We start from the raw sequence: 19,868 nt of genomic DNA on the forward strand, positions 1-19,868 counted from the left end.
GGAAAGCAAAATGTCCCGGGGTATACTTGCGACTGTCATGAGAAGTCTCCTCTAGCGGGTTGTACGATAATGTCTTCTAACGAGGATAGCAGGAAGAAGGGGTATTACGCCCCTTTTCCTTGTGTTTTTTATTGCTTGTAACCCTTTTTGGCAAAGTGTTAGGGCTTGTGTCAAGGTTATTTCTCCTGGGCAAGCATTTCCAGAGCGTTTACTGCGGTTGAAAAGATAGTAGAGGATGTAGTAAAGCGGGCGGTAATCAGGGCCTCGATTATTTCTTCTGCGGTTGCCCCCCGGGGGCGGGCAATTTTAGCCTGGGTTAAGGTACAGCTTTCAGATCCCATGGCTGCTGCTACAGCGACACTGATCAGGGCTTTATACTTTTCCAGGATAGCCTGTCCTGAGGCGGCAAACTGTTTGCTGCGGGCATGTTCAAAAACCATGTCCGGTCGCAGTTGCGCCAAAAATTTCATCGGCTTGGGCTCGCCGCCTATTTCCCGGGCCATGTTAGCCAGCAATTCCTCAATATTGAGATTATCCACGCCTTTGCTCATTTGTTTTCAGCCTCCATCTTTAGATTTTCTTTATTTAACTGTTTGCCTTGCCATCGTTAGCTATTTTCAGTATCCCCACCTCCTATCTCAATAATTTGCTTCTAGCTCGTTAAATCTCCTGCTCTCTTAGATTTTCATTTTTTATGATGAAGTCCAAAAGGGCAGACTAAGCCTCCATCATCGTCCACAACAACAAGACGATGGTTTAATCTTTAAGTCTTGGGCAGTTACCCTCACCACTTCTTGCCCTCGGCTACCCTATCATGTCTCCCGGGGTCTATGCCCTGTTTCATTCCTTCGTTCGGCCTTTTGAGGGCGGGTGGGTTGTGCCAGTACTTACAAGCAGGGTCTATGCCCTTATGGAGATGATATGGCTTCCCCCACCCAAGACTTTTTACCTTGTGTTTGGGTTTTTACTTAAGCTGCTTGCTGTAATTGGGCGCGGCGATAGTCGCCTAACACTTTGTCAGAGTCGTAGTTTTCTTTCTTCCTGGCCAGGCCGTACATCACCCGTAGCAATTTTACGGCTATGGCTATTAAGGCCTGCTTTTTCTTTAAGGGGTTTTCCCGCCTGGTCAGGAAGTAGTGGTACAACGCTTTAAATTCACGGTTCTTGGCTACTAGAGTTAGACTGGCTTGGTATAACAGGTTCCTTAATTCGGCTCGCCCGCGTTTGGATATTTTGCTTTGCCCGTTCTTCTGCCCGGAACTTTGTTCGCTTAAGTTCAGTCCGGCGAGTTTTTGGATTTGCTTCCAGTGCTCGTAATTTTGGGGATCGCCTATTTCGCCTAAAAAGCCGGCTACTGTTACCAGGCCTATACCGGGGATGCTTAATAAATTGCCTGCGATATCTATTCCTGCCAAAATATCGGCCATGGCTGCTTCTGTTTGCTCGATTTGCTTCTGGTAAAAGGCTATTTCGTCCAGGCAGGCGTTTAGCTTGTGTTGGGCTCCGGTTAATCCTTCGGTTACTCCTATGGACCCCTGGGCCGTCTGGTAGAGGGCCTGGGCTCTTTTCATCCCTACCCGGTGGTTACTGGCTTCTTTTAATGCAGTGGCTAATTCTTCGAGTTTATAGGCTAATATTAACCTGGGGAAGGGACAGTTCCTTAAGACCCATTGGGCTGCTTTGCCTAACAGGTTTTTGAATACTTGCCCCAGCTCGGGGAAGTATTCGTCCAGGATGGCCTGGAGTTGGTTTAAGGCGCTGTTTAGTTTCCGGCGTTGCTGCCGCCGGGTTACGGTCAGGTTCCTTAGTTCGGCATATTTTCCTTTGGGCAAAAGGCAGTGGAGGAAATTCCCGTCCTTGACTACTTTGGCTATTATCCCGGCGTCTTTTCGGTCGTTCTTGGTGGGGGAGTTATCTACTTCCTCTTTCCGCCTTTTGACGTGATAGGGATTGACTATCACTACTGTATAACCCTGCTCCTGGAGAAACCATGCTAAGGGTTTCCAGTAGTGGCCGGTGGGCTCCATGCCGATTACTACTTTTGTTGCCCTGGCTTTTTCTTTGGCTTCTTCCATTTTTGCCACTAGACGATAATAGCCTTCTTTGCTATTATGAAACTTGAAGGGTTTGACCACATCCAGTTCGATTTGGTTATAGATCCGTGCCCAGTGATTGTGCTTGGCTACGTCGATACCGACAATTATCACTTCTCCATGGACCAGTAATTTCTTTTGCACTTCATTCATTCGGTTTCTCGCCTCCTGGTGGGTTTGTTTGTTTTGGTCTATTATTTTTTTACCAGGAGGCTTTTTTATTGGCAACACCTACCTTAATTCATTACAGGAATGCTTGTATGATATGACCAACGGTTAAATTTCCAGTTGGTCATTTATTAGTGTTTGACCTTTGAGGTATATTTGAGGTATCCTCTGGGACAATCACGGTAGAACCGATGGCGGGGCAGTTCAGTTCCTCCTGCACTTCCTAAAGTGCTTGGTAAGACTGCTCCCCGGGCCTGGCGGCAACCGCTTACGCGCGGGTCGCACGCCCTTTAGAGGTTCTCCCTTCAGCAAGGAGCTGCGCACCAGTCTCTTAAGGGTCGGTGCTCATCAGCAAGGTTGCTGTTACGTCAGGTTCCTAGGGATACCCCAATTTTGGTTTGCTAAATCCCCGGGAAAGGAGGTGTTTTGCTATGGGAAAAACCCTTTTTGTCGGTATCGATATAGGGTCCGACACCAATGTGGTGCGCATCCTTGATGATACCGGCGAAGATGTCTGCGGTTTTAGCGTTTCTAACGACCTCCCCGGGGCTGAAAGGCTTGTGGAAAGGATTGTTGCTGAAGCTGAGTTACTTGATGCTGATAAGATTGAGATTGGCATGGAGGCCACTAACCTCTATTGGTGGCACCTTTCCCAGGCCCTGCATGAGGCTCCTGAACTCTCGGCATTTGCTGCGGAAATAGCGGTGATTAACCCCAAGGTGATTGACGGCTTTAAGCTTATCTACCCGGATATGGCTAAGACCGGCGCCTTGGATGCCCGGGTTATTGCTGATTGCTTGCGGTTTGGACGGGTACGTCCAACACCCCCTCCTGATATGACCTATGCTCCTTTGCAACGGCTTACCCGGTTTCGCTATCACCTGGTCAGTAACCTCACTCGTGAGAAGAATAGGGCCCTCAATCTGATATTCCTTAAGTTTTCTACCTACCAGAAGGAGTGTCCCTTCTCCAATTTGTTCGGGCAGGCCTCCCGGGCTGTCGTTGGCAACCTCACCCCTGATGAAATTGCTAATATGCCGGTGGAAGAACTGGTCGACATGATCCTTGAGCACGGTAATAACCGCTTGAAGGATGTCCCGGAGATGGCCAGAGTTATTAAACAGGCGGCCCGCAATTCCTACCGTTTAAACCCTAAAATGCGGGATGCTGTTGATGTTACCCTGGCCATGTCCCTGGAAACCATCCGCTTCTTTGAAACCCAGCAGAAGAAAATCGACCAAGTCAATGCTAAAGAAATAAAAGCCATTCCCCAAACATTAGATACTGTTCCTGGTATCGGGCCGGTTTACTCCGCCGGCATTGTAGCCGAAATTGGTGACATCTCCAGGTTTAAGAACCACAATGCCCTTGCTAAATTCGCGGGCCTGACCTGGCGGCAGCATCAGTCCAGCAAGTTTTCTGCCGAGGATATCCCCCTCGCCAGGTCCGGTAATTATTACTTACGGTACCACCTCATTGAGACGGCTAATTCCGTCCGGGTGCGGGAGCCGGAATATGCCGCGTTCTACCGTAAGAAATTTACCGAAGCCAGGCATCATCACCATAAACGTGCCCTGGTCTTGACTGCCCGCAAGCTTGTGCGCATGGTCTTCACGCTGCTGAGTGAGGGCCAAATCTACCGGCAAAGGAGGTTGGGTTAAACATTTCTTTTGCAACTGTCTTTTACTGTTCGTGCTGGTAATTATTGTTTTGCTTTGCCGGCTTGGTTCTTATTGCCTTTTTACATTTTGAGACATTAAAATTTCCAGTTCAAGGTCTTGACATTTTACCGCGGGTCATAATCACTAACTGCTGCCCGGCCAGTTTCGATTTTTTCCACCCGGGCAACAATGGTGTCGGCGACGTTGGTAATAGCGGCAGCGTCCTCCAGGATAAATGATTTGGGTACATTGCAGTCCCGGGTAACCACCAGGCTCTCCTCGACGTTAAACCCGGCCTTCTCCAGGGTACGCCGGGCACACTGCATGGGGCAACCGTCTACGGCCACGATACCTTTGGCTTCAGCCGCGGCGCGGCTGATATTCTTCAAACCGGCCGAGATACTGGCCAGGCACAGGAGGGCGGCCCGGTCATATCCCAGGCGCCGGGCAGCCTCGTTACTGCCCAGCACCGTACTCTGGCCCACATTTGAGGCACCGGCACAGTAAAAAACAGCTACCGGTGCTGGGCGTTCCACCACTTCAATGCCCTTTACCTTTTTATCCATATAGGGCAGGTACCAATTTTCATGTTGTGTCATGACTATCCCACCTTGCGTTAGTTTAGTTTATTTACCACGCCGGGAGGAAATAACGGCCCCGGCAAAACTTAAAACGGCTGCCAAGTAATAGACAAAGCCCATACTCTTGACAAACGCCAGGTTGTATTCAACGGACATGCTGGCCATTCGCGAGCTAAAGATGGCAACGGAAAAAGTAATACCGATAACCATACCTAAATTCTTGATTAACTGGCTGATACCCGTGGCGGCACCAAGCTTGTTCTTGGGTACACTACCCATAACGCAGCTATTGTTCGGGGATTGGAACATCCCCAGGGAGGCGCCCATAGCGGCGATATAAATGATTATCAAAGCTAAGGGCGTTTGCAGGCTGATGTTGGCCAGGGCAACCAGGGCCAGGCCGTTCAATACCAGCCCGGTGGTGGTCAAGAGGACATAACCGATTTTATCGGAAAGCCAGCCGCTGAAAGAGGCGGTAATGGCCATGGCCGCCGGGAAAGCCATCATTAAGAAACCGGCTTTCTGGGGAGTAAAGCCCAACACTTTCTGATAGAAAAAGGGTATCAAAACAGTCGGAGAGTACATGGTAATAAAAGATACCAGGGCGGTTATGATCGACGAGGTAAAGGTCCAGTTGTTAAAGAGCTGGAAATCGAGTATGGCATTGGCGCGGCGGCGTTCGTAAAAAATCAAAAACAGGCTGCTGGCTACAAAGAGGATAATGCTACAAAGAATTATGGGACTGGTCCATCCGTAAACATTGGCATTGGAAAAACCGTAAATGAAGGTTACAATGGCGATAATGACGGCCAGGGCCCCGATATAATCGAAGTTCAATCTTTCTTTTAAGCGCCTATCCCGGGGTATTGTTACCGCCGAGGCCAGGAAGCCGGCCAGGGCTACCAGGAAAGTTAAAAAGAAGACGGCCCGCCAGCCCATCCAGCCGATCACTAAACCTCCCAGGGGCGGCCCGGCTAGGCTGCCGATGGCCACTACAGTACCTAATAACCCCAGGTTTTTACCGCGCTCTTCTGGTGGGTAATTTTCTGTCGCTATCGCCATGCCGTTGGCCATGACCATCGACCCGCCCACAGCCTGTAAGACTCGGAAAAAAATGAGCATCCCGATACTGGCGGCAAAAGCGCAAAAGAGGGTGAAAATGGTGATGACAAAGTAACCGGCGTTATAAATACGGCGGCGGCCGTAAGCGTCGGCCATGGTGCCGAAGATCAAGAGCAGGGCAGACATAGTCAACAGGTAGACGGAGGTAACCCATTGGACGGTATTGATATTACTCTGAAAATAGCTGGCGATGGTCGGCAGCCCGACATTAATCACGCCGCCGTCAAAAGTGGAAATAAAGGCGCCGATGGCCACCGTGGCCAGGATCCATTTATTTTTAGCATAAGTCCTGGTTTCACCGCCCATAGCTCCGATGGACATTTGGCTCACCCCATTAGATATTAATTATATAAGTAGATTAGCATAAAAATATTAAAATGTAAAAGGTTAAATCCAGGTATGGTTGCTTGATTAAATCAATAACCAAAGTTTTTATGGCTATTTAAAGGCTCGGCTTTATATCTCTATTATTATCTCTGTATTTAATACCCAACTTTGACACTAAAACTTCTATTTCAAGGGCTTAAAGACCACCAAGACTAGTAATATCAACGATCTTTCTCTACCGAAGTCGGCAAAACGTAGTGAAAACAAATCTGCCTTAGAGTATTTTCACGCCGGGCATCTCTTGGTATAATAGTAATGACGATAACCGAGGTGATGCCCCTTTGTTCCCCCGTATTATCACTACCAGGCGCGGCGGCCATACCTACCATTATCTGGTCCTGGTAGAATCCTACCGGGAAAAAGGCAAGGTAAAACAGCGCCAGGTTGGGCATTTAGGCAACATCGACCAGTATTCCCAGGAAGAGATACAGCGGCTTATTAATAAACTGCGGGAATTCCTTAAGGAAGATGAGCTGGGCACTGTTAAGGACCTCCAGACCTTCGGCACCAAGCATTATGGTATCCCCTATGTGGTGAATTTTTTCTGGGAGCGACTGGACCTGGACGCCTTCTTTAAAAACTATCTCCAAAATCGTCAAGTAGAGATGGATGTGGCCTTATGCACCAAGATTATGATTTTAAACCGCCTCATCGCTCCTAAAAGCAAGCTTGGAGTATCCCAATGGTTAAGGCAAATTTACCTGCCGGAACTGGAAGAGAAACAGCCTGAGTTGCATCATTTTTACCGTACTCTTGACGTCCTGGAAGAAATGAAGGATTATCTGGAACGCCACTTGTACAACCGGCTTACGGATCTCTTGAGTTATCAGCTTAACCTGGTGTTTTACGACTTGACCAGCAGCTACTTTGAAGGTACCCATTGCCCCCTGGCCAGGTTCGGTTATTCCCGCGACCACCGGCCGGACTGCCGGCAAATTAATATTGGCCTCCTGGTGACTCCGGAAGGCATGCCTATTGCCCACCAGGTATTTGAAGGTAATATACCTGATAAAGTAACCGTGGCTGGCGCCATCGAACAACTTAAGCAAAAGTTTGCCATCAAGAGCTGTATTTTCGTGGGCGACCGGGGTATGCTGACCAGTCATAATTTAGAAGAACTCAAGGAGGCTAACTTCCGTTATATCCTGGGCTTTCATAAACGCGGCCGGGAAGTGAGCGATGAACTACTGGCCAGGTACCAAAACCTCGAAGAATACCAGCTAATAGACGGCGATAACCCCCTCTTTTATGTGGAAGTACCACCAGAGCAGGTACAGGCTCCCCCTAAAGAAAACTTGGTAGAGGGAGAAGAGGAAGAAAAGGAAAACTTCGAGCCTCCGGTTCGCTATATCCTTTGCCACAATCCTCTCAAAGCCCAAGAGGATTATGAATTTCGGGTCAAAGCGATAGAAGAAGCCAGGATAAAATTGCAAGAGCTGAAAGACAGGCTGGCCCGGGAAACCCCGCGGCGGGGGCGCAAGCCTACCACAAAAGGAGTCATGCTTAAAGCAGCTGCTATCCTTAACAAGAAGGGCCTTGCTCCAATTTTTGATATTACTTATGACGGCAAGTCTTTCAACTTTGAAATTAATGAGCCGGCTCTGGCTAAAGAGGCTTTGCGGGACGGCAAATTTTTAATCCAGACTAATGCTGACCTGCCAGCTGAGGAGGTAATTGCCGCCTATAAAAACCTGCTCCAGGTAGAAACCGCCTTTCGCCATATCAAGGACTTCATTCGCTTGAGGCCTATCTACCACTACAACGAAAGTCGGGTTAAGGGACACATCTTTATATGTGTGCTGGCTTATCTCTTTGAAAAATGGCTGGAGGTGATACATCGCCGATATATTGAAGATGAGATTTTTAAGGCGAAACAAATCCCTGATCCTGAAAGTCAAGAAAGAGAGTTACGCCGCTGGAAGGTTGCCCATAAAAGCGGCCGCCGTATCCTGGAATTATTAGAAGAGATAAAGGCTGTTGACCAGCAGTTTCTTGATAAGCGGATTTATAGTATCACCCAGCCCGGACAAAGCCAGAGTGAATTGTTAAAAATTTTGGGCCTTCCACTTCCACCTAAAATTTTAACCTTCAGGTAGCCACTAAGAGCCCCAGAAAGGGGTTGTAGTGACAATTGTCCCTATGGACCCCTTGATTTTTAAGGGGCGGTGTCAAAGTTGGGTTAATAATATTCTTTGACTTGTATACCGTGTTTTATTTTTCCTTGACAAAAAAGAGCTCAAGCCCTAAACTATATATGCTGATATACGAATATAAATTTAGAATGGCGCTCATGCAGGGATTAAATAAAGCGAAAGGGAGTAAGGAAGATGTTTAAACGGCTGGTAGATTTTCTAGTATACGATGGTTTGCACCTGGCACCAGGAACGCGCCTGGCAGAAGCCCTTAACTTTTTTATTTATGATACCGTTAAAAATTCTCTTTATGCTTGCGGTCATTATTTTTCTGGTATCCTTGTTACGCAGCTTTTTCCCGCCGGAAAAGACCAGGGCGATTTTAAACCGCAAGCATAAATTCTGGGGCAATATTCTGGCCGCCATACTGGGAATTGTAACACCTTTTTGTTCCTGCTCGGCAGTCCCGGTATTTATCGGCTTTGTAGAATCCGGGGTACCACTGGGGGGTTACTTTTTCCTTTTTGATTTCATCGCCGATGGTTAATGAGGTAGCCCTGGTAATGCTCTGGGGGATGTTCGGCTGGCGAATCGCCGCTCTTTACATTGGCAGCGGCCTCCTGGTGGCAATTGCCGGCGGGATTGTTATTGGCAAACTACACCTAGAAAATGAAGTGGAAAGCTATGTTTATCAGATCAAGTTCGGCGGTCTGGTAGCAACCCAGGAAAGGGAGTTGACGTGGGTTGATCGTTACCAGTATGCCCTAAATTATATGAAGGACATCTTATGCCGGGTATGGTTATATGTGGTCATTGGCATTGCCATTGGCGGCTTCATCCATGGTTATGCGCCGGAGGACCTGCTGGTACGCTATGCCGGACCTTCCAACCTGCTCGCCGTACCCATAGCGGTAGCTATTGGGGTACCCTTATAGTCCAACGCCGCCGGTACCATTCCCATTGTACAGGCATTAATGGAAAAGGGTATGGCCATGGGCACGGTCCTGGCCTTTATGATGTCAGTTACGGCCCTCTCCTTGCCGGAAATGATTATCCTGCGCAAGGTGCTGAAGCCTAAACTGATTGCCATCTTTGTCGGTATTATTGCCGTAGCCATCATGATGGTGGGTTACCTGTTTAATGCCATAATTTAGGTGCCATCCCGGTTGGCGGCCTGGAGATTTACCGTCTGCTTTATTGGTATTGTGCGCAAGTCCCCCTAATCCAAAGCATGAAGTAAAAGGGAAAGAGCGCCCAATATATTAGTATAATGGTATATAATAACCTTGACAAATAAGTAGAAAGTTATATAATAAACCTGTCAAAAGATAAACGGAACAAACTGCCAGAGAAACTAAAGGAAAGGAGAAACAAATATGCCTGAAAAAAAGCCAGGTTTAATCATGTGCGTCTGCACCGGCAAGTGCCCGGGGTTTGCCAAGATGGACATCTGGGACTTCATCAACCGGGTGCGGGTGGAGTTACCGGTGGAGTATGGTTTTATCCACCCCCAGTTATGCGAGGAGGATGGCGACCGCTTCCTGGCCGACTTCCTCAAGGCCCACCGCAAGGTCATGATTGCCGCTTGTGCCCCTAACATGCAGAATAAAATGTTCCGGGACGCCCTGGCGGCAGCCGGGATGGACTTAAAGACCGATTTTTACCCCCTGGACATCCGCGACCTGACCACCGAGGAAGCCTTCCAGAAAGTGGCCGGCGCCCTGGCGGATTGGGAGGCGCGGGCCAATGGCTGAAAACACCTTTATGGGCGTGCCGCGGGAAAAGATTACCTGGGCGCCGGTGATTGATTATACCAGGTGCAACTACTGCCTGGAGTGCGCTAAATTCTGTCCCCATAAGGTATATGAAATGCGGGAGGAAGAGCCCCGGCTTATCGTGGCTAATCCCACAAACTGCGTCGTCTTTTGCCGCGCCTGCGCCAAGACCTGCGGGCCGGATGCCATTTCCTTTCCCGAGAAATCCCAGGTCCTGGAAGCAATCAAGGCCCTGCGCCAGGACGAAGGGGGTAAATAGTTATGGCTGCAAAGTATGTTATCTTGCCCTGTAACGGCCTGGATAAAGAAGCCGGCTGCCTGGCCCGGGAACTGGCCCTGAAAATGGCGGCGGCCACCGGGAGCGAGATTATCTGCCCGGTGCTTTACCAGACGGCGCCGTCCCGTTATGCTCCTCTTCTCCGGGAAGGCAGCCTGGTGGTCATCGACGGCTGCGCCACCCGTTGCGCCAGCCGGATCGCCGCCAACAACGACCTGAAGATATATCGCAAGATAACCATGGCCGAAGAAGCTAAAAAGAGGGATTATAACCCCGGCCCGGACTGGCGGGTGGGGGCAGGGGCGGCGGCCTTCGTGGAGGATGTCTGGCGGTCCTGGCAGCCTGTACTCAGGGAACAGGAAGCCGGCCGGGCGCCGGGAGAAAACGCCGGCCTTTTTGCCGGCCCGCTGGAATACGCCATCCATCGCCACGATAAGTTTATCTTCCGGGTACCCCTGGAAGGCTTTTACTTCAACGAGAACGACTGCTGGGTCCAGGTCCAGGGGAACAGGGGCCGCGTAGGCATCAGCGACTACCTGCAGCAAAACCTTTCCGATATTACCTTTGTCACGCCCCCTGATCCGGGTACGGAAGTGGAGCAATTCGGCGAGATGGGTACCATCGAGTCGGCCAAAGCGGTTTATGAACTGGTTTCCCCGGTTACCGGCAGGGTGGTAGCCATTAATGAAGCCATCCTGGAGGCGCCGGAACTCATCAATGAAAACCCTTATGAAAAGGGCTGGATTGCCGAACTGGAACTGACCAACTTTGAGGCTGACCGCGAATTTTTATTGGACGGGCGGCGCTATCTGGAAGTTTTAAAGGAAAAGGTGGCTGATTTTAATGCCGGAAAATAACTCCCGCAAAGTTTACGTGATCCCCTGCAGCGGTATCGGCAAGATGTACGGCCTCCTGGGCCGGGAAGCAGTACTGAAGACTGTAAAAGAGCTGCGGCCCGATAAAGCGGCGACCATGTGCCTGGCCCTTCTGGTTTATGGCGACAATGAGGCCAGGAAGGAGATCGCCGGCGCCAGGTGCATTACCGTGGACGGCTGCCCGAAACTCTGCGCGGCCAAGAATGTCGAGCACGCCGGCGGCCGGGTGGTGGAAATGGTCCGCGCCGTGGACGCTTTCCGCAACCACCGGGGCGTTGATGCCGGGACGGCCGCCCACCTGACGGCGGCAGGGTGGCAGATCGCCGAGGAGCTGGCCGCCGACCTGGCCGCTAAAGTCGACCGCTGGTATGACGCCGGAGAAGAGTAATAAACGCGTGGTGGGGAGGAGAAAGCATGAGCGAAGAAGGAAAAATATCCATCGGCCTGATCTCCTGCAGCGGTGAGGCCTGCCCCGGGGGAACCATTTCCCGCCTGGCCACCCAGAAGGTGCTGCGGTCCATCAGGCCGGGCTATAATTTCGTAACCATTTGCCTGCCCCTGTTTATGGCCGGCGGCGAGGAAGAGCGCCATTTTGCCCGCCATTATCCCACTATTACTATTGACGGTTGTGAAAAGTGTTGCGCCCTCAAAGCTACGGAGGTCTTAAGCGGGCCGGTTAGCGGCAAGGTGGTGGTTACGGACCTCATTGCCGGCGAAAAGCTCGGTGAGGGGACGTTAGCCACCCGGGAGCTTACAGCAGAGCAAAAAGCCATGGTCGACCAGGTAGCGGCAGCTATCCTGGAGCAGGTCGATAAAATTAACCGGGAGGGGTAAACAATGGCTAAAGTTAAGGTGGAGATTTATGATTACCCGAGTAGCGGGGGCGGCTGCGGTTGCGGTTGTGGCGGCGGTGCGGCCATGACCCCGGCGGCGATTAAAAAGCAGGTCGGCGCGTTGCAGCAGCAGCTTGAGGAAAAGTTTGCCGGCCAGGCGGAGGCTGTTTACATCGACCTCCGGGCAGTACCCAAAGATCAGGTGCCGTCAGAGCTGCGGGCCCTCACCAACGGCCCTTACCCGGCGCCCCTGGTGGTGGTCGACGGCACGCCCCGCTATGCCGGTGATATCCCCTTTGAGGAGATAATAAAAGAAGTAGGAAATATTCTTGCTTAGTTGTCCGGGGCCGGACAGGGAGGATAGTAGGTTATCCTCCCTTTTTCAGATTGCGGAAAAAGTTAAGGCCGAATAAAAAGGCCCTGACAGGGGGTGTAAATAGTGGCCATTTACCTGGATAACGCGGCTACCACCTTTCCCAAGCCGCCGGCGGTCTGGCAGGCCATGGAGCAATTTATGAAAAATATAGGGGCCAGCGCCGGCCGGGGCGGCTACCGCCGCGCCCTGGCGGCGGAAGAGATAGTCTTCCAGTGCCGGCGGCTACTGGGGAAGTTATTTAACATTAATGACGCCACCCGCATCATTTTTACCGCTAATGCCACCGAGGCCATCAACCTGGTCCTCAAGGGCTGGTTGAACCCCGGTGATCATGTCATTACTACGGCTATGGAGCATAATGCCGTCTGGCGGTGTTTGAAAACCCTGGAGAAGGAGCGCGGGATAAGCATTACGGCAGTGCCCTGCCGGGAAGACGGTGAACTGTTAATGCCAGAGTTGGATGCGGCCTTCCGGGAGGAAACGCGCCTGCTGGCCTGCACCCACGCCTCCAATGTTACGGGAACGGTGATGCCGGTGGAGGCAATTACGGCCGCAGCTCACCGGCACGGGGTGCCTGTTCTGCTGGACGCCGCCCAGACAGCCGGGGTCTATCCCCTCGATGTCCGGGAACTGGATATCGATTTCCTGGCCTTTACCGGTCACAAAGGCCTGCTCGGCCCCATGGGTACCGGCGGCCTCTATATACGTCCCGGTTTCGACCTGCGTCCCCTGAAGGAAGGGGGTACCGGGTCGGTGTCCCGTTTGGAGTACATGCCGGAGAATTTGCCGGATCGCTTTGAGGCCGGGACGCTGAACGTTGTCGGCATCGCCGGCCTCAAAGCCGCTGTGGAATACATCCTCAACCAGGGGATCAGCCGTATCCGTTCCCACGAGGAGGTCCTGACGGCCAGGATGCTAACCGGGTTGGAAGAGATACCCGCCGTCACCGTCTATGGCCCCCGGGAAACGGCACATAAGGTGGGCGTGGTTTCCTTTAACCTTAAAGAACTGGCCCCGGAAGAGGTGGCCTACGCCCTGGACGAGGGCCACGAAATTATGGTCCGGGTGGGACTGCACTGCGCGCCCCTGGCCCATAAAACTATCGGCACCCTGGAGCGGGGAACGGTGCGGGCCAGCGTAAGTTATTTTAATACCGCGGAAGAGATAGATGCCTTTTTAACGGCGGTCAAGGAAATTGTAGAATTAACAGGCTGGCTTTAATGGCGGTTTCTAAAATGTAAGCCTTTTTATTAAGAGGATTAAGAGGCTAACTTGACATATGTTCATTAGTTGAATATAATATTCTTGAATAAGGAAATATAAAATATAAAACCATGAAAGGAAGGGTTAAAATGGTATATTTAATTTATCTAATTACTGGTATCCTGTCTGGAATAATGGGTGGTCTCCTGGGAACGGGAGGTTGCGCTCTGATGATGCCGGTTATTCGCTTCGGGTTTAATTTTGATCCGGCGATTGCAGTGGGAACCACTTTAACGGCTGTTGTTTTTACGGCGGCTTCTGGAGCGATTCAGCATATTAAGATGGGTAATGTAGAAGGAGAGACTGCCAAGATTACGGGTTATAGTGGCGTGCTGGGCGTAATAATAGGTTCGGTAGTCTTTAATTACGTAAAAAACTACGGCGATCTGATCGATCTGATTATAGGTATTGCTTTTATCATAGTTTCGTTAAGGATGCTTTATGAAGGTTTGCAGCGTCGACCGTCAAATAGTACCCAAAATTTACCATCGGCCCGGGAAATACCCGGTAGCCCCACCCAAAAAAGCATTTTGGGGTCAATCATCGGATTTTTAACAGGGATCATTGGCCTTGGCGGCGGTTATGCTTTAGTGCCGTCATACTTGTATCTATTTAAGGCGCCGATGAAATTAGCTATTGGTACTTCCATGGCTTCGTTTATCTGGATGGCCCTGGTAGGCGCTATTTTTAAACTGGCGGCGCATACAGTAAATATTCCGGTCGCCGTCGCGCTGGGTATCGGCGCTGTCATAGGGGCTATCTACGGAGCCAAACTGGTAGCCAGATTTAGCTCAAACACCTTAAAATTTCTTTTCGGCTTGTTGTTTTTATATGTGTCCCTTAAATATATTTTTATCTACTTTGGTATTCATATATAAACGGCACTAAATACGCCTCTGTAAATTAGTCGTTTTTTAGATAAAAACTTTTGCAGCATGATAACCCAGACAGCGTAGAAACCTCCGGCCCAGGCAAGTGGGCGACGGCCGATTGGTGGAGTCGATCCGTGCCCACTTTGATCTGCGGCCGGGGGCGATTATCTGCGACCTGGACTTGCATCTACGGCCACTTCGGCCGGCCCGACCCGGATTTCCCGTGGGAGCGCTTGGACAAGGTCGAGCCCTGCGGGCTGAAGCCGGGTTGTAGTAGCGAAACGGTATGTTTTGGGCCTCCATGACAGCTTAAATTCCATGATCTGAAGTGAGAGGTTGATATAAAATGCAATTGCTATATATATCTGGTAGCCCACGATCAAATAGTAATACAGAATATCTTTTACACATTATGCGTGAGATTACGGGCGGGAAAATAATAAAACTTGTAGATTATAAAATAAAACCTTGCCGAGCTTGCCAGGATTGCCGGGGGAAAGGTGAGTGTACAATTTCCGATGAAATGCAGGACTTAATTATTCCTGAACTTTTACAATGTGAAGGAATTGTCTTAGGAACTCCTGTTTATTTTAACAATGTCTCAGCGCAATTAAAAATGTTTATGGATCGAACCCATTGTCTCATCGGGTTGCTGAAAAATAAGATAGGTGGAGCCGTTGCAGTTGGGCGAAGATATGGGATAGAAGGCGCTATATCCGCGCTTAACGGCTTTTTTCTAAAACACGAAATGATTCCCGCAAATCGAGGGATATATGGTTTTGCTTTTCGGCAGGGTGAAATTGACAGCGATAAACAGGCGATTAAATCTGCGGAAGAACTTGCTCAACGTTTTATAGAATTACATCATTTGCTTCATAGATAAAGCATATGATTTTTGCCGGGGCCATAAAGGCAAAGCTGTTTAATCTTAAGATGCTGGTGAAATGTTTTACTAAAAATAATAGATTTGATATTTCCTGATAAATAGAGGCTAGGGCTTGAGATACTATTATAAGAATTTATAACTGGGAAGGGGGCATGTTTATGAAAGGCATTGATTTTATGAAGGCTGAGTTTTTTAAAGCCCTGGCCCATCCAACGAGAGTAAGAATAATAAATCTTTTGTTCTATGATGAGCGTTGCGTATGTGAATTAATGAATGAACTTGATTTGGAACAACCTAATGTTTCACAGCACCTGGCCATTTTACGCAAGCAAGATATCGTTGATACAACCAAAAAGGGCTTGCAGGTGTTTTATCGTATTGCTGATCCCCATATAATTACTTTAATGAAATTGGTCGAAGAAATTATTAGTGATAAACTCATTATTAATACTAGTCTAACGCAGAAGTCTAATAAAACATAGTAAATAACAATCACTTCCTAATCATGTCGGAGTGAACAACAAAAACATAACAAAACATAAGGAGACGTTTGTTAAAGGCTTTTTAAGCGATGCCTATAGATCGCATCGTTAAAAAACTTTGGAGACCGGATGGCTCTTAATTTTGCCAATAAACTATCTCTGTTGTACTAGGATTCAGGCAGCAATAGAGATATGGGAGGCAGCACCTGTGTTTCTGGAAAAGATAGACGTCACCAAAGTGGAGACCTGCCTGGCCGATGCGGAAAAGATCCGCCTGCAGGCGGTTTTGAGCCAGGACATTGAGGAGTTATTACCCTACCTCAATACCGTGATTAAGAATGCCGTATATAACCATTACGCTAAAAACCTGACCTTTATGAAAGAGTTTCGGCTCATAACCCTTTACCCCCGCAAGCTTACCATGGCCAAAGCGGTCAATATGACGGACGCCCTCCAGGTGCTGGACTGGCTCAAGGATTTAATCAACAATACCCACCGGCGGCAAAAGGAAATCCCTCCTTTATTCACCAAAAAGGAGAGGCCCACAGCGCTGCAAATATACAAATGGCTGCCCGGGACCAATTGCCGCCGGTGCGGCCAGTTGACCTGCCTGGCTTTTGCCGCCAGGTTGCTGGCCGGTGAAAACGCCCTGGCGGATTGCCCGCCCCTGGCAGAGCCGGAAAATAGTGAACGCTTCAACGCCCTGCAGGGGTTGCTGGAAGGTTAGTTGGCCTGATTTTTAGTTATTTGGATGCCCATAATTTTAACCCCTTGTTCCGTCTGCATTGATATAGTAGCGGGCACAGTTATCAGGCCCTGTCCTTCTTTCAGGATTGTTCTTTCCCCATTAACTTCTATTATGACTGTGCCCTTAATCACATAAAAGATTACATAATTATCCATCTGGCATGCCGGCATTGCTCCTCCGGGTTCGAGTTCGATTATCCTGGCTTTAAATTCAGTACCGCATGGTTTTCACTGTGTATTGGTAAAACCGGCTTTGTTTAAGGATTTGCCATCTGGCGCCGGTAGAATTCCGCTTTGTCTTCCGCTCCTATGAGGCGGTCGATAATATAAGCAATCGCCAGTATCCCGGGGATGTTGACCAGCCAGCGGGTCAGGGCAAACTTTATGCCCAGGGCAGACATTTCAAAGAGAAACATAGGGATTTTTAAAGTCGACCAGGAACAGAGGAAAATGATAATGTTGCTGTATTTGGTGCCTTTCTTCGCCATGACGGCGGCCACCGGGAAGGCGCCGTAAAGGGGCCCGGCGGCGGCTGCCCCCAGTACTATGCTTAGGACAATGCCCTTTAGCCCGGAACCCTCACCTAGATAGCGGATAATTGTTTCCCGCGGTACCCAGACATCTAGGAGGCCCAGGAGGAGAAAGATCGGCGGGATAATGGCGAGCATCTCGGCAAAGTTACCGGCGGTGTATTTAAAAATTGTCAAGCCGGTGCCGGGATGGAAGACGGTTATTACCACATCAAAGAGGATGATTAATAAAAAGTAGCGGTAAGTCTTGATTAAGTTAAGCAAGTTCACGCTCCCACCACCATCCCGATGATCATAGCCACGATAAAGGAAAAGACATAGCTCAAAGAATTACGGAGGATAGTTTCTTTTTTACCGAAATACCTGCTTTCCAGGGGAGCGGTGACGACGCCCACCATCATCAGGGTCGAAACAAAGACGGCCATCTGCATGATACCGGCGCCCCGGTCGAGCAAAGATTTGGCCAGGGGAAAGGCGACAAACCCGGGAATAAGGGTAACGGAGCCCACTATGGAGCTGGCCAGCATGCCCGGGAAGCCGCTGTTTTTGCCCACCAGGGCGGCAATGGTATGAGGTGACAGGTAAGTCAGCATGATCCCTATCAGGGCTAGGACGACAGCAAAGTCGGGTAAGATGTTGGTAAAGGCCTTCCAGCCTTTCATTAAAGCCAGCCTGGTTTTATGGCGGTCTTTCCCAAAAGAAATTAACAGCCCGCCCAGGGCCAGCAGGTAAAGAAGCAGGGTAAACATGGCCTCTCTCCTTTATGGGTTATAGCGTCTTGTTGACGAGATGGAATTATTGGTTTATTCTATTATTGTATATTAACACACATATGTAAATAGCAGATAGGGAGTGAATCCATGTGCGGTTATGAACCCGGCGGGCATCACAGTCGCTGCGATTGTCGCGGCGCCCGCATGGAAGGCTTTTTGCAGCCCTGCTTATTGTTGCTGCTCTATGAGAAATCCACCCACGGTTACGAGCTGATGGAAAGCATGAACCGCCTGGGGTTATGGGAGGGCGTTCCCGATGCCGGGGCCGTTTACCGCAACTTAAGGCGCCTGGAGGAAGAAGGCCTGGTACGGTCCCACTGGTCCACCGGCGGCCCGGGACCGGCCCGCCGCCGGTATGAGATAACCCCGGAAGGGATAGATTACCTCCATGACTGGGCGGTGACCATCCGGCGCAATAAAGCCGCCCTGGAAACCTTCTTGCGGCGTTACGAAGACATTTTTGGGCAGGACAAAGAGATGGAGAAGGGGAATTAAGCCCCTTCGCCCAGTTCCTTCAGCCTTTCCTCCACGGCTTTTACTTCGGCCTGCAGCTCCTTGAGGTACTCCTCCAGGCGGGCTTTTTTCTCCGCAGCAGTTAAAAAGTGGCGGTGGAAGCCTCCGTGGTGATGGCCATGGCAGCAACATCCCCACCGCGGGCCGCAATCATGTCCACGGTTATGACCGTAACCGGCATAGTTACACATTATTTCTTCCCCTCCTTTTTGATCTGCTTATATATGTTATCAACATATATAAGCTAACCACATCATACTGCTGATTAATGCTCATGTCAAGGGGTATCCCCGCCTTTTATGGCGTATCACCGGTTGGTTCCAGCCTGGCCGGGGCGGCTATGTTGAACCTCACCACCAGGGCCGCCAGGATAATTAACAGGAACAGGCACAGGGCATAAAGGGCAAAGAAACGGCTGAAATTAAAAGCATGGATGAGGCGGCCGCCGATGGCTGTACCAACACCGCCGCCGCCCATAAAAGCGAAGGCTACCAGGGACATGGCCGTACCCCTGGCCCGGGCGGCAAATTCCGTAGCGATGGTTAGCAGGGTAGAGTGGGCCAGCATGAAACCCAACCCCAGCAGGGCCACGCCCAGTATTAACATAAAAAGTTGCCAGCCATAGGTCCAGAAGAGGACGTCTGCTACAGCGGCCGCCAGCAGGCCCGCCAGCAATACCGGGCGCCGGCCCCACCGGGCAGCCAGCGGGCCACTGGCCCGTCCGGACAGGACGGCGGCAATACCAAAGGCCGTCATGATCAGGCCGATGACAAAGTTATTATAATGATAGGTCTGGGCAATATAGGCTCCCAGGTAAGAGAAAGATCCGACGATTAGAATACCCTCCAGCAGCACTACCAGGTAGACAGGCGCGCTGGTAGAGTTGCTCAAAAGGCGCAGGTAAGGGGCGAAGAACTGGCTTCTGGGGTTGCGTACCGAGGGTATCCGGCTACCGAGGGTATAAAGCAACAGGGTGGATACCAGGGCCAGGATGGCGTAGGCGGCAAAAACTCCCCGCCAGCTTAGGAAATAGGCGATGGTCCCGCCGATAGCCATGCTCAGCCCCTGGCCAAGGAAGGAAATTCCCATAAAGGTGCCAATGGCCGCTTGCCGTTCCTGAAGGGGGACCACGTCGCCGATGAGGGCCAGGGAGATGGGCATTACCGAGGCGGCGAAGATGCCGGTCAGGGCGCGGTACGCGGCCAAGCCGGTGAGGCTAAAGCCCAGGGCACTGAGGCCTGTTCCTACAGTGAACAGAGCCATGGCCAGGTTGACAACTTGACGCTTGCCGTAACGGTCGGCCAGGGGGCCAAAGATTAGCTGGAACAGGCCAAAGGGGATCATGTAGGCGGTAATCAGCAGGCCGGCCCGGACAGGTTCAATATTTAAAGAACGGGCGATAGCCGGCAGGATGGGTGAAACCACCCAGTTGTCGGCCATAACGGTAAATCCTGCCAGGCCGAGGATGAGGATAAGGGTGTTGCGCTTCATTTGCAAATAACCTCCTAAAAAACAATATAGG

23 protein-coding genes and 2 pseudogenes are annotated in these 19,868 nt (G+C 50.4%); 16 read left to right on the plus strand and 9 right to left on the minus strand.

All coding sequences use genetic code 11. The features are described 5' to 3' along the window. Window positions 1-176 precede the first annotated feature (176 nt). Together MGLY_RS13490 and MGLY_RS13495 are read right to left on the minus strand one after the other, a co-directional pair. Window positions 177-551 carry a carboxymuconolactone decarboxylase family protein gene (locus MGLY_RS13490; protein WP_156274623.1) on the minus strand — a complete coding sequence of 125 codons (375 nt, stop codon included), beginning with the start codon at window positions 549-551 and terminating at the stop codon, window positions 177-179. A gap of 417 nt (window positions 552-968) precedes the next feature. After that, a complete protein-coding gene (locus tag MGLY_RS13495) occupies window positions 969-2,246 on the minus strand; it encodes an IS110 family RNA-guided transposase (protein ID WP_156273129.1) in 1,278 nt (425 codons plus the stop codon). Window positions 2,247-2,692: 446 nt separating this feature from the next. On the opposite strand from MGLY_RS13495, the gene MGLY_RS13500 reads away from it, so the two are divergent. Beyond that, window positions 2,693-3,922 (plus strand): IS110 family RNA-guided transposase, encoded by a 1,230-nt coding sequence (locus MGLY_RS13500; RefSeq protein ID WP_156274625.1) that lies wholly within the window; start codon window positions 2,693-2,695, stop codon window positions 3,920-3,922. A 125-nt stretch (window positions 3,923-4,047) separates the two neighbouring features. Here MGLY_RS13500 and MGLY_RS13505 read toward each other — a convergent pair whose 3' ends face one another. Beyond that, window positions 4,048-4,521 (minus strand): putative zinc-binding protein, encoded by a 474-nt coding sequence (locus tag MGLY_RS13505; RefSeq protein WP_156274627.1) that lies wholly within the window; start codon window positions 4,519-4,521, stop codon window positions 4,048-4,050. 27 nt (window positions 4,522-4,548) lie between these two features. Continuing rightward, window positions 4,549-5,946 (minus strand): MFS transporter, encoded by a 1,398-nt coding sequence (locus tag MGLY_RS13510; RefSeq protein WP_246187334.1) that lies wholly within the window; start codon window positions 5,944-5,946, stop codon window positions 4,549-4,551. Window positions 5,947-6,293: 347 nt separating this feature from the next. Here MGLY_RS13510 and MGLY_RS13515 point away from each other — a divergent pair, with 347 nt between their 5' ends. The 14 genes and pseudogenes from MGLY_RS13515 to MGLY_RS13580 all read left to right on the plus strand — a co-directional run bounded on the left by MGLY_RS13515 (window position 6,294) and on the right by MGLY_RS13580 (window position 16,510). Continuing rightward, complete coding sequence (locus tag MGLY_RS13515; protein ID WP_156272643.1) at window positions 6,294-8,108, plus strand: IS1634 family transposase; 1,815 nt, start codon at window positions 6,294-6,296, stop codon at window positions 8,106-8,108. Between the two features lie 231 nt (window positions 8,109-8,339). Beyond that, window positions 8,340-9,298: pseudogene (locus MGLY_RS18870) on the plus strand (permease). A gap of 222 nt (window positions 9,299-9,520) precedes the next feature. Continuing rightward, the gene (locus MGLY_RS13525) at window positions 9,521-9,898 is read left to right on the plus strand and encodes a hypothetical protein (RefSeq protein WP_156274629.1); all 378 of its coding nucleotides are present in this window, start codon (window positions 9,521-9,523) and stop codon (window positions 9,896-9,898) included. Further along, the gene (locus MGLY_RS13530) at window positions 9,891-10,178 is read left to right on the plus strand and encodes a 4Fe-4S dicluster domain-containing protein (RefSeq protein WP_156274631.1); all 288 of its coding nucleotides are present in this window, start codon (window positions 9,891-9,893) and stop codon (window positions 10,176-10,178) included. The genes MGLY_RS13525 and MGLY_RS13530 overlap by 8 nt, the downstream gene beginning before the upstream one ends. Window positions 10,179-10,180: 2 nt before the next feature. Then, window positions 10,181-11,053 (plus strand): putative zinc-binding protein, encoded by an 873-nt coding sequence (locus MGLY_RS13535; protein ID WP_156274633.1) that lies wholly within the window; start codon window positions 10,181-10,183, stop codon window positions 11,051-11,053. Next, window positions 11,040-11,459: a putative zinc-binding protein gene (locus tag MGLY_RS13540; RefSeq protein WP_156274635.1), complete on the plus strand. Its 420-nt coding sequence runs from the start codon at window positions 11,040-11,042 to the stop codon at window positions 11,457-11,459. Before MGLY_RS13535 ends, MGLY_RS13540 begins: the two co-directional genes overlap by 14 nt. Window positions 11,460-11,485: 26 nt before the next feature. Then, window positions 11,486-11,905 (plus strand): putative zinc-binding protein, encoded by a 420-nt coding sequence (locus tag MGLY_RS13545; protein WP_156274637.1) that lies wholly within the window; start codon window positions 11,486-11,488, stop codon window positions 11,903-11,905. Window positions 11,906-11,908: 3 nt separating this feature from the next. Next, the gene (locus MGLY_RS13550) at window positions 11,909-12,241 is read left to right on the plus strand and encodes a hypothetical protein (RefSeq protein ID WP_156274639.1); all 333 of its coding nucleotides are present in this window, start codon (window positions 11,909-11,911) and stop codon (window positions 12,239-12,241) included. A 102-nt stretch (window positions 12,242-12,343) separates the two neighbouring features. Continuing rightward, the gene (locus MGLY_RS13555) at window positions 12,344-13,501 is read left to right on the plus strand and encodes an aminotransferase class V-fold PLP-dependent enzyme (protein ID WP_156274641.1); all 1,158 of its coding nucleotides are present in this window, start codon (window positions 12,344-12,346) and stop codon (window positions 13,499-13,501) included. 131 nt (window positions 13,502-13,632) lie between these two features. Next, complete coding sequence (locus tag MGLY_RS13560; protein ID WP_156276475.1) at window positions 13,633-14,421, plus strand: sulfite exporter TauE/SafE family protein; 789 nt, start codon at window positions 13,633-13,635, stop codon at window positions 14,419-14,421. A 94-nt stretch (window positions 14,422-14,515) separates the two neighbouring features. Then, window positions 14,516-14,720 (plus strand): annotated as a pseudogene (locus MGLY_RS18875) (hypothetical protein); the annotation flags it as partial. 41 nt (window positions 14,721-14,761) lie between these two features. Further along, complete coding sequence (locus tag MGLY_RS13570; RefSeq protein WP_156274643.1) at window positions 14,762-15,298, plus strand: flavodoxin family protein; 537 nt, start codon at window positions 14,762-14,764, stop codon at window positions 15,296-15,298. A 161-nt stretch (window positions 15,299-15,459) separates the two neighbouring features. After that, window positions 15,460-15,783 (plus strand): ArsR/SmtB family transcription factor, encoded by a 324-nt coding sequence (locus MGLY_RS13575; protein ID WP_246187335.1) that lies wholly within the window; start codon window positions 15,460-15,462, stop codon window positions 15,781-15,783. Window positions 15,784-15,991: 208 nt separating this feature from the next. Next, window positions 15,992-16,510: a (Fe-S)-binding protein gene (locus MGLY_RS13580; RefSeq protein WP_156274645.1), complete on the plus strand. Its 519-nt coding sequence runs from the start codon at window positions 15,992-15,994 to the stop codon at window positions 16,508-16,510. On the opposite strand, the gene MGLY_RS18880 is transcribed toward MGLY_RS13580, so the two are convergent. The 3 genes from MGLY_RS18880 to MGLY_RS13595 are packed head-to-tail and all read right to left on the minus strand — an operon-like array spanning window position 16,507 to window position 17,809. Further along, window positions 16,507-16,728 (minus strand): cupin domain-containing protein, encoded by a 222-nt coding sequence (locus MGLY_RS18880; RefSeq protein ID WP_422880116.1) that lies wholly within the window; start codon window positions 16,726-16,728, stop codon window positions 16,507-16,509. The genes MGLY_RS13580 and MGLY_RS18880 overlap by 4 nt on opposite strands. A gap of 59 nt (window positions 16,729-16,787) precedes the next feature. Then, complete coding sequence (locus MGLY_RS13590) at window positions 16,788-17,330, minus strand: permease (protein ID WP_156271898.1); 543 nt, start codon at window positions 17,328-17,330, stop codon at window positions 16,788-16,790. Further along, complete coding sequence (locus MGLY_RS13595; protein ID WP_156271896.1) at window positions 17,327-17,809, minus strand: permease; 483 nt, start codon at window positions 17,807-17,809, stop codon at window positions 17,327-17,329. The genes MGLY_RS13590 and MGLY_RS13595 overlap by 4 nt, the downstream gene beginning before the upstream one ends. 111 nt (window positions 17,810-17,920) lie before the next feature. Between MGLY_RS13595 and MGLY_RS13600 the strand changes: the two genes are divergently transcribed. After that, a complete protein-coding gene (locus MGLY_RS13600) occupies window positions 17,921-18,328 on the plus strand; it encodes a PadR family transcriptional regulator (protein WP_156274649.1) in 408 nt (135 codons plus the stop codon). On the opposite strand, the gene MGLY_RS13605 is transcribed toward MGLY_RS13600, so the two are convergent. Then, the gene (locus tag MGLY_RS13605; protein WP_156274651.1) at window positions 18,325-18,537 is read right to left on the minus strand and encodes a DUF5320 domain-containing protein; all 213 of its coding nucleotides are present in this window, start codon (window positions 18,535-18,537) and stop codon (window positions 18,325-18,327) included. The genes MGLY_RS13600 and MGLY_RS13605 overlap by 4 nt on opposite strands. A gap of 106 nt (window positions 18,538-18,643) precedes the next feature. Continuing rightward, window positions 18,644-19,837: an MFS transporter gene (locus tag MGLY_RS13610; RefSeq protein WP_156274653.1), complete on the minus strand. Its 1,194-nt coding sequence runs from the start codon at window positions 19,835-19,837 to the stop codon at window positions 18,644-18,646. Between the last annotated feature and the right edge of the window lie 31 nt (window positions 19,838-19,868).

Origin of the sequence: Moorella glycerini, from assembly GCF_009735625.1 — a bacterium.
Classification (GTDB): domain Bacteria; phylum Bacillota; class DSM-521; order Neomoorellales; family Neomoorellaceae; genus Neomoorella; species Neomoorella glycerini.